Below are 14,704 nucleotides of genomic sequence, written 5' to 3'. Positions count from 1 at the left end.
GTCAGCCCAGCACGAGGGCGTCGACGGCCATGGCCGTGAAGAGCAGCCCGAGGTAGGTGATCGAGTAGCGGAAGAGGCGCATGGCGACCTCCTCGCTGCGTTCCCGCACGAGCTGGACGGCGTAGCCGACGAACACCGCGCCGAGCACCGTCGCCGCGACGAAGTAGATGGTCCCCATGCCGCCGATCGGGCCGAACATGAGGGTGACGGTGACGAGCACGATCGCGTACAGCAAGATCTGGCGGGCGGTCTCGGCCACGCCGGCCACCACCGGCAGCATGGGCACCCCCGCCTTCGCGTAGTCCTCGCGGTAGCGCAGCGCGAGTGCCCAGAAGTGCGGCGGGGTCCAGTAGAAGACGATCGCGAACAGCACGAGTGCGGGCAGTCCCACCTCCCCGGTGACGGCGGCCCAGCCGACGAGCACGGGCATGCAGCCGGCCGCCCCGCCGATGACGATGTTCTGCGTGCTGCGGCGCTTCAGGCCGACCGTGTAGACGAAGACGTAGAAGAGGATCGCCATGACGGCGAGGACGGCTGCGAGGACGTTGACGGTGGTCACGAGCCAGGCGAACGACGCGACGCCGATGACCACCCCGAAGCGCAGGGCGTTGCGGGGCGGGACCCGGTGGTTCACGAGCGGTCGCCGGGAGGTGCGCGCCATCACCCCGTCGATGTCACGCTCGAGATAGCTGTTCACGGTGTTCGCGCTGCCCGCCGCGAGCGAGCCGCCGAGCAGCGTGGCGACGACGAGCCACAGGTCGGGGAAGCCGCGCTGCGCGACGACCATCGTCGGGACGGTCGTGACGAGCAGGAGCTCGATGATCCGGGGTTTCGTGAGCCCGACGTAGGCCTTGACCGTGTCGGTGACACCGGCCCGGCGGGGGGCGTCCGTGACCGTCACGCGTGCGCCTCCTGAGCGACCGCCGCCCGGTCGGCTGGTGGTGGGGGCGCCACGGTGGGGAGCCGGTGCGCGAGGAGGGCGTGGAGCACAAGCGTCGACCAGATCCAGCTCGCCACAGCGAGGTGGGGGATGACGGTGACGAACGACGTGCGGTTGTTGAGGTTCGCCACGCCGAGGCCGATCTGCACGACGACGAGCACCACGGCCCCCGTCGGCAGCCGGACGAGCCACCGGTGCGCGGCCGTCCAGGCGCCGGCGGCCACGAGCCTGCGGCGGTGGCGCGCGGCGGCGACGGCGAGGGCGACGATGCCCCCCGCGAGCAGGTAGGCGAGGAGGCGGTGCGCGACGTGGAAGGCTTCACGCTCGCTGCCGATCGGTGGGACGAGGGCCCCACCCATGAGTGGGAAGTCGGTGTAGACGAGCCCCGCGCCTATGCCGGTCACGTGCCCACCGACGAGGATCTGCGCGAAGCACAGCCCCGCGACGGCGGTGCTCGCCCACGCCAGGCGCCGGTCGCGGGTCGCGGCGGCTGGAACCGGATGGGTGGTGGCGACGGCGAGGGCGATGAGGCAGGCGAGGACGACCATCGCCATGCCGAGGTGGGCGGTCACGAGCTCGGCGCGCAGCAGGCGCCAGACGACGAGGGCGCCGAGGCCCGCCTGGGCGACCACGAGGACGAGGGCGGCAACCGACGTCCAGAGCACTGCCGGGCGTCCCCGGAAGCGCGCCACCGCCCACACCGTGAGGGTGAGCACGCCGATGCCGACGACGCCGGCGAGCAGACGGTGGCTGTGCTCGAGCCACATGTTGAGGTCCGCCGGCGGGATCCACGACCCGAAGCAGCGCGGCCAGTCCGGGCATGCGAGACCGGAGTTGGTGGCACGCACCGCCCCGCCGAGCGCGACGAGCGCGAGGGTAAGGCCGGTCGTGACCACCGCGAGGCGGCCGAAGCCCGTCGAGCGCTGGTCGGTCACTGAGCTCCTCGGCACGTGCGGGGCGGCCGCCGCGCCACCGGAAGACCCGGGTCGCCCGTCATGGCGGACCCGGAGGTGGTGCGGGCGACGCGGTGCGGTCGGGCGCCAGTGTAACGGGCGGCCGGCGGGGGACGAAGCCGGTGGTGGCGCCGGGCGTCGACGCCGATACTGCTGGTATGGGACGGCTGTTCACCCTCACCGAGGCGCGCGCGCTCATGCCCGAGGTCCAGCGGCGCGCGGCCGCCTACATCGTGCTCCGGGCGGACTTCGCCGAGGCGGGTGCGGCCCTGCGCGCGGGCAACCCCGCCGCCGTCGGTGGGATCGCCGAGGCTAAGAGCCTCGAGGCGCGGGTACATGAGGAGATCGAATGGTTCCGCGAGCAAGGCATCCAGGTGAAGGGGGTCGCGCCGTTGCTCATCGACTTCCCGGCCCTCGCCGAGGGCCGGCAGGTCCTCCTGTGCTGGCTGGAGGGCGAAGCCGAACTCGCGTGGTACCACCCGGCCGAGCTGGGTTTCATGGGCCGGCGCAGGATCGAGGGGCTTCCCGCGGTGTAGGGGCACGCCTCCGGTTACCGGAACTCCGCCGGGGCCGTCTAGTCTGACCGCAGTTCCCGACGACAAGGACAGCGCAGTGACCGACCTCGACCAGCTTGCCGTGAACACGATCCGGACCCTCTCCATGGACGCCGTCCAGAAGGCCAACTCCGGCCACCCCGGATCGCCCATGGCACTGGCGCCGCTCGGCTACGCGCTGTTCACCCGCCACCTCGCGCACAACCCGCGCGACCCCCGGTGGCCGGACCGCGACCGCTTCGTGCTCTCGGCCGGGCACGCCTCGATGCTGCTCTACTCGCTGCTGCACCTCACCGGCTACGATTTGTCGCTCGACGACATCCGCAACTTCCGCCAGCTGGAGGCGCGCACGCCCGGGCACCCGGAGAACTTCATCACGCCGGGCGTCGAGACGACGACGGGTCCGCTCGGGCAGGGGGTCGGCAACGCGGTCGGCATGGCGCTCGCCGAGCGCATGCTCGCCGAGCGCTTCAACCGGCCGGGATTCGACATCGTCGACCACCGCACCTGGGTGATCGCGAGCGACGGGGACCTCATGGAGGGCCTGTCGGGCGAGGCGTCGAGCCTCGCCGGCCACCTCGGGCTCGACAAGCTCATCGTGTGCTGGGACGACAACGGCATCACGATAGACGGGAGCACCGAGCTGTCGTTCACCGGCGAGGACACCTGCGCGCGCTACGCCGCCTACGGCTGGCGGGTCCTCGAGGTGACCGACGTGAACGACGCCGCCGAGCTCGACGGGATCCTCAAGGAGGCGGCCTCGGCAGACGGCCGTCCGACGTTCGTGCGCGTCCCCACGATCATCGGCTACGGCGCACCGAACGCGGCCAACACCGCCAAGGCCCACGGCTCGCCGCTCGGCGCGGAGGAGATCGCCGGCGCGAAGAAGCAGCTCGAGTGGCCCCACAGCGAGGACTTCACCGTCCCCCCCCAGGTCCGCGACCACGCCGACCAGACCGAGCGGGGCGCCGAGCTCCAGCGCCAGTGGACCGACCGGCTGGAGGCCTACCGGGAGGCGCACCCCGAGCTCGCCGCAGAGTTCGAGCGCGTGCTCGCCGGCCGACTCCCCGACGGCTGGGAGGACGCGCTGCCCGACTTCGCCGACGCGGAGAAGGAGGCGACCCGCAAGAGCTCCGGGACGGTCATCAACGCGCTCGCGGGCGCGGTGCCCGAGCTCATCGGCGGCTCCGCCGACCTCGCCGGGTCGAACCTCACGACGATCAAGGACAGCGGCGACGTCGTGAAGGGTGACTACAGCGGGCGCAACATCAACTACGGCATCCGCGAGCACGCCATGGGCGCCATGATGAACGGGATGACCCTGCACGGGGGGTTCCGCCCCTTCGGCGGCACCTTCCTCATCTTCACCGACTACCTCCGCCCGTCGCTGCGCCTCGCGTGCCTCATGGGCCTGCCGGTGATCTACGTCATGACGCACGACTCCATCGGTCTCGGCGAGGACGGTCCGACGCACCAGCCGATCGAGCACCTCGCGAGCCTGCGGGCCATACCGCACCTCCACGTCATGCGACCCGCCGACGGCCGGGAGGTCGCCGGCGCGTGGCGGCACGCCCTGGCGCGCATGGACGGCCCGACGCTGCTCGCCCTGAGCCGCCAGGGCGTCCCGCCCCTTGCCAACACGAGCATCGAGGACGTCAGCCGCGGTGCGTACGTCGTGCTCCCCGAGGACGGCGACGGCGATGCCGACGTGGTCCTCGTGGCCACGGGCACCGAGGTGAGCCTCGCCGTCGAGGCCGCCGAGCAGCTCGGCGACCGCCACGTGCGTGCGCGCGTCGTGTCGATGCCGTGCTGGGAGCTCTTCGAGGCGCAGGATCTCGACTACCGCGAGTCCGTGCTGCCCTCCTTCCTTCCCGTGCTGTCGGTGGAGGCCGCAGGCAGCTTCGGCTGGTCGCGCTGGGCCGACGACCACGTCGCGCTCGACCGCTTCGGCGCCTCCGCCCCCGCCGAGGACCTCTACCGCTACTTCGGCTTCACCCCCGAGCGGGTCGCCGACGCGGCCGAGGACCTCGTCACCGGCGAGGACATCGGGAACTGATCGCGGTGTCCGACACCCTCCGCCGCCTGCGCGCGCTCGGCCAGTCGGTCTGGCTGGACTCCATCCGGCGCTCGGCGCTCGGTCCGCAGGGCTCCATCAGCCGGCTCGTGGCGGCGGGTGACATCGACGGCCTCACGAGCAACCCGACGATCTTCGAGCAGGCGATCGCCTCCGACGACGCCTATGCCGCGCAGCTGCGCGAGCTTTCGGGCAGCGACCCGCATGAGGCGCTGTGGGCGCTCATCAAGGCCGACGTGGTCGCGGCCTGCGACCTGTTCCTGCCGCGCTACCGGGAGTCGGACGGCGGGCACGGCTTCGTCTCCATCGAGGTCGACCCCTCGAAGGCGTTCGACACCGAGGAGACCGTCAGCGAGGCCCTTGTGCTCTTCCGGGAGCTCGACCGCCCCAACCTCATGGTGAAGGTTCCCGGCACCGAGCCGGCCCTGCCCGCCATCACCCGCCTCATCGCCGAGGGGGTGAACGTCAACGTCACCCTGCTCTTCGACGTGACCCGCTACGAAGCCGTCGCGGAGGCCTACCTCGCCGGCCTGCGGGCCCGGGCCGAGGCCGGCGCGCCGCCCGACGTCGCGAGCGTCGCGTCCTTCTTCGTCAGCCGCGTCGACACGAAGGTCGACGAGCGCCTCGGGGGCACGCACGCCGTGCTCGCCACCGCGGGCATCGCCAACGCCCGGGTCGCCTACGAGTCGTTCCAGCGCATCTTCGGCGGCGCGGACTTCGCCGACCTCGCCGAAGCGGGGGCCCGGGTGCAGCGACCGCTCTGGGCGTCGACGTCGACGAAGAACCCCGACCTGCCCGACACCCTCTACGTCGACGAGCTCGCCGGACCCGACACGGTGAACACCATGCCGGAGTCGACGCTCGACGCGTTCCGCGACCACGGCACCGTGGAGGACCGGCTGTCCGGCGCGGGCGGGGAAGCCCGCCACCAGCTGCATCGCCTCGCCGATCAGGGCGTCGACCTCGAGCAGATCACGAAGGAGCTCGAGGCCGAGGGCGTCGAGAAGTTCGTCGCCTCGTTCGAGTCGGCCGTCGCCACCGTCGCCCGCCACGTCGCCTGAGGTCGGGGACGCGGACCGGGGTCCCAGGGCGGCGTGGCGGCCTTCAGCGGATGGCGGCGCCCGCGTCCTTCATCGCCTCGTAGGCGCGCTGCTCGTCGTCCGGCTGGAGGTTGACCGCCGCGGTGGCGTCGCGCACCACGACGGTGTCGAACCCGAGCCTGCGGGCGTCCAGCGCGGTCTCCTTGACGCAGACGTCCTGCGCGAGCCCCACGACGACGACGCGTTCGATCCCGTGGTCGCGCAGGATCTGCTCGAGCGCGGTCGGCTGCTGCTCGCCGCTTTGCGGGTCGCGGACGGAGAAGCCGGAGTAGCCGTCCTGACCGTCGACGCCCTTCAGGATGACCGGGCCCTCGACGCGGAGGCCGGGGTGCAACGCCGCCCCCCACGTGTCCTGGACGCAGTGGGTGGGCCACACCCCACCGTCCTTCGCGAAGTGCGGGGTCGTCTCCGGGTGCCAGTCCTGCGTGTAGACGACGAGCGCTCCCGCGCTCCGGGCGCGTGCGATCTCGCGGTTGGCCGCGGCCACGACCTCCTCCCCGCCCTGCACGTAGAGGCTGCCGTTCGCATCGGCGAAGTCGTTCTGCACGTCGACGACGACGAGGGCGGTGCGCTCGTCGTAGTCGACGCCCTGCGGGTCGGACGTCATGGCGCTCCTCTGGCTCGCGGGGGGTCCTCCTTCCTGTCTAGCACCCTCGGCCGCCGGCGTCTTCGTCGCGCCCGGAGCGCCAGCGACCGTCGTGCACCACCTCGTCGAGGGGCCGGCGGCCGCGGTCGAGCGAGCGGGAGCGCCGGTCGGGTGCGGGATGGCCGATTGTGACCACGCCGAGGGGTTCGACGTCGGCCGGGAGCGCGAGCAGGGCGCGAACGCCCGCGACGTCGTCGACGGCGAGCAGCCCCGCGCCGAGCCCCTCGTCCACCGCAGCCAGGAGCAGGAGCATGAGCGCCGCGCCGGCGTCGACCCACCAGAACGGCACCCGCCACTCGTCCGGAGGCGTCGAGGAGGCCTTGTCCGGTGCCCGGTAGCGCGCGAGGTACTCGGCCCGACGAACGCACGGGACGACGTGCACCGGCGCGCTCGACAACCACGGCTCGAAGCCCGCGGCGGCGTAGGCCGGCTCGCCGCACACCGCCGCAAGCCGCGCGCGGTCACCGGGGTCGGTGACCACGACGAAGTGCTGGCCCTGGGAGAAGCCGGCGCTCGGCGCCCGGCGGGCGGTGTCGAGGATCCTTGTCAGGGCGGCCGGTTCGACCGGGTCGGGGCGGTAGCGGCGCACCATCCGGCGGCGGCGGACGACCTCGGCGAGGTCCACGGCTACCGGCGGCGCTCCCCGCGGACGGCCCAAGCGACGCTGGCCGCCAGCGCGCCCCAGATCGCCACCATGGCGACGAGCATGACGACGATGGCCGCCGGGCTCACGACCGGGGCTCCGCGTCGGCGAACGTGGACGGCCAGCGCGAGAACGACAGGGCGATGCCCGCGGCGGGCAGGAACCCGGCGCGGGTCCCCCACTCCTCACCTTCCATCGCGACCCGCGCCCGTGCCGGTTCAGACCTTCTTCGCGGCGGCCTTCTTCGCGGTCTTCTTCGCGGTTGCCTTCTTGGCGGCCGCCTTCGCGGGGGCTCGCTCCTTCACCGGCTCGTCGTGGTCGTGGTCGTGCGCTTCCTGCGGGTGCTCCTTGTCGAAGTCCTGGTGCGGGAAGTGCGCGTGATCGATGGCGGCGTGGTCGTGCTCGTGCTCGTGCTGGGAGCTCAGGTGCATGAACGTCTGCGCCTGATCGCTCCAGTTGTGGGTGACGTGGTAATGGGGGTGGCTGTGCACGACAGCGTCGTGCTCGTGCGGTTGGAACTCGTGCTCTGACACGCAAACCTCCTGAGTCGTCGGTTTCCTGTGGTCCGGATACCCCTTCGCGACGAGCGCAATCACTCGGTCCGCTCGGCCACGACCTGACCGGTGACGGGACCGGTCGCCGGGAACCCCGGTCCCGCGCGCCGGCCGGGTTGGACGTCGGCCGGCCGCAGCACGGCCGGCTCCGCCGCGGTGAGCACGTGCAGGTCGGCGGCCGCCCCGCACCACGCGAGCGGCACGACCCCCGTCTGCACCCCCTTCCCGCCCCGGCCCTGCAGGGGGTACTCGGCGAGGGGCGCTCGCTTCGCGCTGCCGTCGGCTGCCACGGTCACCACCTCGCGGTCACCGTCGTCACCGTCGGGCGCGACCGAGGCGGCCACGACCCGGGCGTCCTCGGGCACGGCGATGCCCGCGACGCCCTGCGCGGCCCGCCCGGTCGTGCGGACGTCCGCGGCGGGGAAGCGGATCACCTGCCCCCCGTCGTGGGCGAGCAGCAGGTGGTCGTCGTCCCGGCAGGCTCCGAGCCACACGAGCGCGTCGTCGTCGCGGACACCAGCAGCGACCATCGACCGGGTCCGTCCCTCGTACTCGCCGGCCGCGCTGCGCTTGACGAGCCCACCGGCGGACACGGTCACGACCGTGTCCGCGTCGTCGAGGCGGATCGCCCCGACGAGGGGCGCGGCGGCGCCGTCCCCAAGCAGCTGCGCCACGGTCGCGCCCCGCTGACGCATGGTGGTGACGGGCACGTCGCCGACCGAGACGCGGTAGCCGTTGCCGTCGGCGTCCACGAGCAGCAGCGTGTCGTCGGTGGTCGCGCGCACGACCGCGGCGAGCGGGTCCCTCGGGTGGGTGTGGGGCTTGGTCGTGCGGCGGCGGCCGACCGACTTGAGGTAGCCGCCGGCCGTGACGTAGACGGTCACCTCCTGCGCGGCGAGCTCGGGCAGGGCGGCGTCGGCGAGCGCGTCGTCCTCGGCGGTGCCGGGCGCAACGAGCCGGCTGCGCCGCGGGTTGACGTGCCGGTCTCGGAGAGCCCGCAGCTCGCCGGTCAGCAGGCCGTCGAGCTTCGCGGGGTCGGCGAGGATGGCGTCGAGCTCGGCGACGAGCGCGACGAGTTCACGGTGCTCGTCGGCGATCTTGCGGCGTTCCAGCGCCGCCAGGCGCCGCAGCTGCATGTCGAGGATCGCGTTGGCCTGCGTCTCGGTCAGCGCGTAGCGCTCGACGAGCTGGGCGCGGGCGTCCTCGACGGTGTCGGCCGCGCGGATCAGGGCTATGACCTCGTCGAGGTGGTCGAGGGCGGCGAGCAGACCCTCGAGCACGTGGGCGCGGGCGGCCGCCTTGTCGCGGCGGTGCGTCGTGCGGCGGGTGAGCACCTGCCGCTGGTGAACGAGGTAGGCGACCAGGCACTCGCGCAGCCCGATGGTGCGGGGCTGGCCGTCGACGAGGGCGACGAGGTTCACGTTGAAGTTCGTCCGCAGGTCGGTGAGCTTGTAGAGCCGGTCGAGGACGTGGGCCGGCTGCTCGCCGCGCTTCAGCTCGATGACGACCCGCATGCCGTCGCGGCTCGACTCGTCGCGCAGGTCCCGGATGGCCTCGAGCTTCTTGTCCTTGACGAGGTCGGCGACGCGCTCGAGCAACGCCGCCTTGTTCACCTGGTAGGGGATCTCGGTGACGACGATGCGGGGCAGCCCGCCCGAGCGCGTCTCCGTCGTGGCGACGGCCTCCATCGTGATGGCACCGCGGCCGGTGAGATAGGCGTCGCGGATGCCGGGGGTGTCGAGGATGCGGGCGCCGGTGGGGAAGTCCGGCGCGGGCACGATCTCCATGAGCTCGTCGACGGTGGCGTCAGGCCGCCTGACCAGATGCAGGCACGCGTTGATCGTCTCGCCGAGGTGGTGCGGCGGTATGGAGGTGGCCATCCCGACGGCGATGCCACTCGCCCCGTTGACGAGAAGGTTCGGGAAGCGGGCGGGCAGGACGACCGGCTCCTGCTCGTAGCCGTCGTAGTTGGGTACGAAGTCGACCGTGTCCTCGTCGATGCCGGCGAGGAGCTCCATCGCGATCGGGGACAGACGCGCCTCGGTGTAGCGCATCGCCGCTGCACCGTCGCCGTCGATGGAGCCGAAGTTGCCGTGCCCGTCCACGAGCGGCTCCCGGAACGAGAAGTCCTGGGCCATCCGCACGAGCGCCTCGTAGATCGACGCGTCGCCGTGGGGGTGGTACTTCTTCATGACGTCGCCGACGGCGGACGCGCACTTGCGGTAGGGCCGCTCCGGGCGCAGCCCCGCCTCCCACATGGCGAACAGGATGCGGCGCTGCACCGGCTTCAGTCCGTCACGCACGTCGGGCAGGGCACGACCGACGATGACCGACATGGAGTAGTCGAGGAACGACGCCTCCATGCGGTCGGCGATGTCGACGTCAACGACCGTGCCGCCCGACTCCAGAAGGCTCGGCTGGTTGCTCATGGGCGCATTCTGCATCGCCGAGGGAGGCCTTCCACGGATGTCACCCCACGGCCGACGGCGGGATCAGGCGAGCTGCGCGTCGAGGGTGATGTCGACGTTGCCGGCCAACGCCCCCGAGATGGGGCAGCCGGTCTTCGCGGCCTCCGCCGCGCGGGTGAACCCGTCCGTGTCGAGACCCGGCACGGTGCCCCTGACGGTGATCCTGCTCGCCGTCACCCCGGTGCCGGGAACAAACGTCACGACCGCCGAGGTCTCCAGGCGCTCCGGCGGGTTGCCCATGTCGGCGAGCTCCTTGGACAGGGCCATGGAGAAGCAGGCGGAGTGCGCGGCGGCCAGCAGCTCCTCGGGGCTCGTGCGGCCCTTCGGCTCCTCGGCGCGCGAGGGCCACGACACCTCGAAGGGCCCGGCCACGTTCGTCGTGTCGAGCGTCGTCTGGCCGGTCCCGGAGGCGAGGTCGCCTTGCCAGATCGTCGTGGCCTGGCGGTCGGTCGGCATGGGAGGGTCCTTTCGGTGTCGGGGCTCCCGGGAACCTACCGCGCCTGGCGGGACGGCACTCCCCGCGCGGTCCTTCAGCGCACGAAGCGGTCGCCGAGCAGGTCGCCGAGCGCCGCCGCGACGGCCCGGCGCGGCGGCGACAGGGAGGTCGCGTCGAGTCGCAGTCCCTGCCCGTCCACGAGCGCGAGCTCGAGGCGCCACCCGCCCAGGCGCCGGCGCACGCGGGCGGCGACCACGTCGTCCCACCGCAGCCGCCGGTTGTGCGGGTCCTCCGCGACCGCCTCGTCGAGCGGGCGCGCGAACAGCCGCGCGAGACGGTCGTCGGTGGCGGCCCCGCGGCGCATCCCGGCGCTGGCCGCGAGGGCCGACGACATTCGCTCCCAGGCGCTCGAGCGGGCGCGCACGACGACGAGCTCGTCGTCGAGCAGCAGCGCGTCCGCGCGCTTGCGGTCGTGGCCGACGTCGGTGATGACGCCGACGAGCTCGGGCGCGGCGGGAGGCTGCTGCGGCGGGAGGTGGCGCGGCGCCCACCACAGCCCGACGCCCTCAGCGGCGAGCGTGGCGCGGACCTCAGCCATCCGCTCGGGCTCGTCGAGGGCGGTGCGCACCACGCCGTCGACGTCGAGGGGGCGGGCGTCGGTGGCCTGCACCGTGAGGGGACCCGACCAGGACAGGTGCCAGCGGGCCCCCGCGTCGACGAGTGCCGACCCGAACGCCGCATAAACGCCGGCGGCGAGGACCGCCGCCTGGACCTCGCCCCGGTCACAGGCCGGCACGCCGTCGAGGTCACCGGCGAGGCCGACCGCAAGCGGCAGGACCGCGTCGCTCTCGAGCACGGCGAGGAGCCGGGCGAGGTCCGCGGGCGCGGGTCCGCCGTCGACCCGCGCGACCGCGTCGAGCAGGTGGCGCGCACGGCCGGCGAGCATGGGGCCGTAGACGACGGCGGCGACCTCGTCCCACTCGAGGCAACGGTCGGCGGTCACGCCTGCCGCACGAGCGCAGAGCTCACGGGAGACCTCCTCCTCGAGCTGCTCCGCCCCTTCGAGCACCGCGCGTGCGGGGGCATCCTCGGGTGCTCGCAGCCGGTCGGGCAGCGACCGGGCACCGGCCAGCCGGTGGCAGAGCGGCGGATGCGAGTCGAGGGGATGCGGCTCCCGCCCGAGGGCGTCGTCGATCGCGCCGAGCAGCTCAGGATGGTCGTTCACGGCGGCCCACAGCCGTCGGAAGCCGTCGTGGACGTTACGGGGAGCTCGCCCGGCCTCCCAAATCGGCCGGAGGTAACGGTCGACGAAGTAGGCGTAGGCGACCCCACCGGCGGTCGTGTCGGTGAGCGCGCGCATGTGCGCGGACCGGCCGCCCACCCGCACCGCCGCGGCGTCCGCGCCGAGCTCCTGCCGGCGTCGCACGGCGAGGCTGACCCGCAGGTACAGGTCCGCGTAGGCGGCGAACACCCTCCCGAGCAGGGTGTCGCTGCCGAGGTGGGCGATGGTGCGGCCCATCGACGCGCCGGCCCGGTAGTTGAGCGGGCCCAACCGGGTGTCCCCTCCCGCGTAGTGGCCGAACTCGTGGGCGACGACCGATCGCAGGCCGTCGACGGTCAGGACGTCGAGGAGGCCGAGTCCGATGACCATGCGCCGGCGTCCGCGCCGCAGGCCGAGCAGACCTCCCGCCTCCGACACGTAGGCGTTCACGTCGCTCGTCACCCGCAGCTCGTCGGGCGCGCGGGTGCCCATCTCCCCGGAGACCTGCTCGACGAGGGCCCACAGGCCCGGCTGCTGCGGCCGGGTGACCGCGACGCCCTCCTCCGCGTCCGGCACACGGCGGAGAACCGAGGTCACTCCCCGCAGGACCGCGAGGGCGGTGAGGATGGAGAAGGCGACGAGCGCGAAGTACAGCCGTCCAGTTGCGGTCAGCACGAGCGCGTTCAGCGCGTAGAGCCCCGTGAGCACGCCTGCCGCCAGGACGTAGAACCCCATGAGCAGAATAAGTGAGAGCACCGCCCGCCCCGTGACCGACCTCGACCCCACCACAACCCGCCTCCATCCTGCGGCGGCACCGGCCCAGAGGTGCCGCGTTCCACACAACTGTGGGGTTGCCGGAGAGCGCTAACATCCTCAATTTTGACGGTTTCTGTTGCCGGTCTGGAAATCCCGGCGGAGCCACCGCCTCGAGATCCTGCGGATGCGCGGGAGTTCTCACCCGGCCGGCGCGGCGATCAACCCATCGGATCGTGCCCGGAACCAAACTGGAGGTCACACGTCGACGTTGTCGGCGTAGCGGGCGTTCGCCTCGATCCACTCCCGCCGGTCGGCGGCGGACTCGCCCATGAGCAGCGAGAAGACCTCCTCGGCTCGCTCGGCGGCCTCGATGTTCACCCGGAGCAGAGTGCGCCGCGCCGGGTCCATGGTCGTGGCCCACAGCTGCTCTGGGTCCATCTCGCCGAGCCCCTTGAAGCGGCCGATGTCGACCTTGCCCGCGCTGCCCTTGAACTCGGTGCGCAGCAGCCGGTCGCGCTCACGGTCGCTCATCGCGTAGGCGCTCTTCTTACCGGCACGCAGGTGGTAGAGCGGTGGCTGCGCGAGGTAGAGGTGACCGCCGTCGACGAGCTTCGGCATGAGCCGGTAGAAGAAGGTGAGCAGCAGCGTGGTGATGTGGCCGCCGTCGACGTCGGCGTCCGCGAGCAGACAGACCTTGTGGTAGCGCAGGCGCGAGTAGTCGAAGTCGTCGCCGATACCCGTGCCGATCGCCTTGATGAGGTTGCCGATCTCGTTGTTCGCGAGGACCCGGCGCAGCTGCGCACGTTCGACGTTCAGCACCTTGCCCCGCAGCGGCAGGATCGCCTGGGTGTGACGGTCGCGCGCCATCTTCGACGACCCGCCCGCGGAGTCGCCCTCGACGAGGTAGAGCTCGCACTCCTCGGGGTTGCGCGACGAGCAGTCGGCGAGCTTGCCCGGCAGCCCGGCCGACGTCGCGTCGAGGATGCCCTTGCGACGGGTGAGGTCGCGGGCGTGACGGGCGGCCTCCCGCGCCTTCGCGGCGACCTGGCCCTTGCGCACGATCTTTCGACCGAGCGTGGGGTTGGCGTCGAGCCACTCCCCCAGCGCGTCGTTGACCGCCCGTTCGACGAAGCGCCGCATGATCGCGCTGCCGAGCTTGCCCTTCGTCTGGCCCTCGAACTGGGGGTCGGGCATCTTGACGCTGACCACGGCGACCATGCCCTCGCGCAGGTCGTCGCCGGTCAGCGTCGGGTCGTTCTTCTTGAAGGCGCCGTTGACCTGCCCCCACCGGTTCAGGGTGCCGGTGATCGCCTTGCGAAAACCCTCCTCGTGCGCGCCCCCCTCGGCGGTGCGGATCACGTTGACGTAGCTGCGCACCCGCGTGTCGTAGCCGCCCGCGGTCCAGTTCACCGCGATGTCGCAGGCCAGCGCCTTGCCGTCGAGTGTCTCCTCCCGCGTGATGCTCACGGCCTTGGACAGCAGCGGCTCGGCGTCCCCGAGCAGCTCCGCGACGAAGTCGGGAAGGCCTCGCCTGAAGTGGAAGGTCTCCTTGCGGCCGTCGCGCTCGTCGGAGAGCTCGATGCGCAGGCCCGGGTTCAGCAGGGCGGTCTCGCGCAGGCGGGTGGCGATCCGCTCGACGTCGAAGACGACCGTGTCGAAGATCTCGGTGTCCGGCCAGAAGCGCACGAGCGTGCCGGTGCGCCGCGTCTTGCCGATCGCGTGCAGTGCCTTCGTCCGCTTGCCGCGCGCGAAGGCGATCGCGGAGCGCACCCCGTCCCGTGCGACCTCCACCTCGGTGCGGGCCGACAGCGCGTTCACGACCGACACGCCGACGCCGTGCAGTCCGCCCGACACGGCATAGGCCTGCTGGTCGAACTTGCCACCGGCGTGGAGCTTCGTCAGGACGACCTCGACCGCGGGCTTGCGCTCCTTCGGGTGACGCTCCACCGGGATGCCGCGCCCGTCGTCGGTCACCTCGACGCCGCCGTCGGCCCGCACCGTGACGGTCACCGTGCGGGCATAGCCCGCGAGGTGCTCGTCGACGGCGTTGTCGACGACCTCCCACACGAGGTGGTGCAGGCCGCCGACGTCGGTCGAGCCGATGTACATGCCGGGGCGTTTGCGGACGGCCTCCAGGCCCTCGAGCACGCTGATGGACTTGGCGGTGTAGGTCACGGCGGTCGGTCACGCTCCTGTCGGGGGGTTCCCAGGCCCATTCTGCCCGGCCCGCCGCGACTTCCCGCGCAAGCCACGCAGGCGACCTCGTGGACGCCGGGGAACCGCCGGGGGGGGCGGCCGGGTGGACGCTTGACGCGGGGA

General features: G+C 72.5%; 13 protein-coding genes. 3 read left to right on the top strand and 10 right to left on the bottom strand.

Going from position 1 to position 14,704, the window contains the following annotated elements; genetic code table 11:
• Nucleotide 1 precedes the first annotated feature (1 nt).
• Together VM324_16320 and VM324_16315 are read right to left on the bottom strand one after the other, a co-directional pair.
• Nucleotides 2-901 carry a heme o synthase gene (locus tag VM324_16320; GenBank protein HVM00856.1) on the bottom strand — a complete coding sequence of 300 codons (900 nt, stop codon included), beginning with the start codon at nucleotides 899-901 and terminating at the stop codon, nucleotides 2-4.
• Nucleotides 898-1,875, bottom strand: a complete 978-nt coding sequence (locus tag VM324_16315; protein ID HVM00855.1) for a COX15/CtaA family protein — start codon at nucleotides 1,873-1,875, stop codon at nucleotides 898-900. Before VM324_16315 ends, VM324_16320 begins: the two co-directional genes overlap by 4 nt.
• 176 nt (nucleotides 1,876-2,051) lie before the next feature.
• Between VM324_16315 and VM324_16310 the strand changes: the two genes are divergently transcribed.
• The 3 genes from VM324_16310 (at nucleotide 2,052) to tal (ending at nucleotide 5,582) form a co-directional block, all read left to right on the top strand.
• The gene (locus tag VM324_16310; protein HVM00854.1) at nucleotides 2,052-2,429 is read left to right on the top strand and encodes a DUF2203 domain-containing protein; all 378 of its coding nucleotides are present in this window, start codon (nucleotides 2,052-2,054) and stop codon (nucleotides 2,427-2,429) included.
• Nucleotides 2,430-2,505: 76 nt separating this feature from the next.
• The gene (gene tkt, locus VM324_16305; protein ID HVM00853.1) at nucleotides 2,506-4,503 is read left to right on the top strand and encodes a transketolase; all 1,998 of its coding nucleotides are present in this window, start codon (nucleotides 2,506-2,508) and stop codon (nucleotides 4,501-4,503) included.
• A 5-nt stretch (nucleotides 4,504-4,508) separates the two neighbouring features.
• A complete protein-coding gene (tal, locus tag VM324_16300; GenBank protein ID HVM00852.1) occupies nucleotides 4,509-5,582 on the top strand; it encodes a transaldolase in 1,074 nt (357 codons plus the stop codon).
• Nucleotides 5,583-5,625: 43 nt separating this feature from the next.
• Here tal and VM324_16295 read toward each other — a convergent pair whose 3' ends face one another.
• The 8 genes from VM324_16295 to VM324_16260 form a co-directional block, all read right to left on the bottom strand.
• Entirely contained in the window at nucleotides 5,626-6,228 is a 603-nt protein-coding gene (locus tag VM324_16295; GenBank protein ID HVM00851.1) for an isochorismatase family protein, read from the bottom strand.
• Between the two features lie 37 nt (nucleotides 6,229-6,265).
• The gene (locus VM324_16290) at nucleotides 6,266-6,892 is read right to left on the bottom strand and encodes a nitroreductase family protein (GenBank protein HVM00850.1); all 627 of its coding nucleotides are present in this window, start codon (nucleotides 6,890-6,892) and stop codon (nucleotides 6,266-6,268) included.
• Nucleotides 6,893-6,894: 2 nt separating this feature from the next.
• Nucleotides 6,895-6,999, bottom strand: coding sequence for a MetS family NSS transporter small subunit (locus VM324_16285; protein HVM00849.1), 105 nt, complete (start codon nucleotides 6,997-6,999; stop codon nucleotides 6,895-6,897).
• A 129-nt stretch (nucleotides 7,000-7,128) separates the two neighbouring features.
• On the bottom strand, nucleotides 7,129-7,443 hold the full coding sequence (locus VM324_16280) for a hypothetical protein (protein ID HVM00848.1): 315 nt from the start codon (nucleotides 7,441-7,443) through the stop codon (nucleotides 7,129-7,131).
• Between the two features lie 59 nt (nucleotides 7,444-7,502).
• Nucleotides 7,503-9,893, bottom strand: coding sequence for a DNA topoisomerase (ATP-hydrolyzing) (locus VM324_16275; GenBank protein ID HVM00847.1), 2,391 nt, complete (start codon nucleotides 9,891-9,893; stop codon nucleotides 7,503-7,505).
• Between the two features lie 63 nt (nucleotides 9,894-9,956).
• Nucleotides 9,957-10,388, bottom strand: a complete 432-nt coding sequence (locus VM324_16270) for an OsmC family peroxiredoxin (GenBank protein HVM00846.1) — start codon at nucleotides 10,386-10,388, stop codon at nucleotides 9,957-9,959.
• A gap of 74 nt (nucleotides 10,389-10,462) precedes the next feature.
• A complete protein-coding gene (locus tag VM324_16265; GenBank protein ID HVM00845.1) occupies nucleotides 10,463-12,415 on the bottom strand; it encodes a M48 family metallopeptidase in 1,953 nt (650 codons plus the stop codon).
• A 225-nt stretch (nucleotides 12,416-12,640) separates the two neighbouring features.
• Nucleotides 12,641-14,560: a DNA topoisomerase subunit B gene (locus tag VM324_16260; protein ID HVM00844.1), complete on the bottom strand. Its 1,920-nt coding sequence runs from the start codon at nucleotides 14,558-14,560 to the stop codon at nucleotides 12,641-12,643.
• Nucleotides 14,561-14,704 lie beyond the last annotated feature (144 nt).

The sequence above is a fragment of the Egibacteraceae bacterium genome (genome assembly GCA_035540635.1).
GTDB lineage: Bacteria > Actinomycetota > Nitriliruptoria > Euzebyales > Egibacteraceae > DATLGH01.
This window is presented reverse-complemented; position numbering and strand designations above follow the sequence as displayed.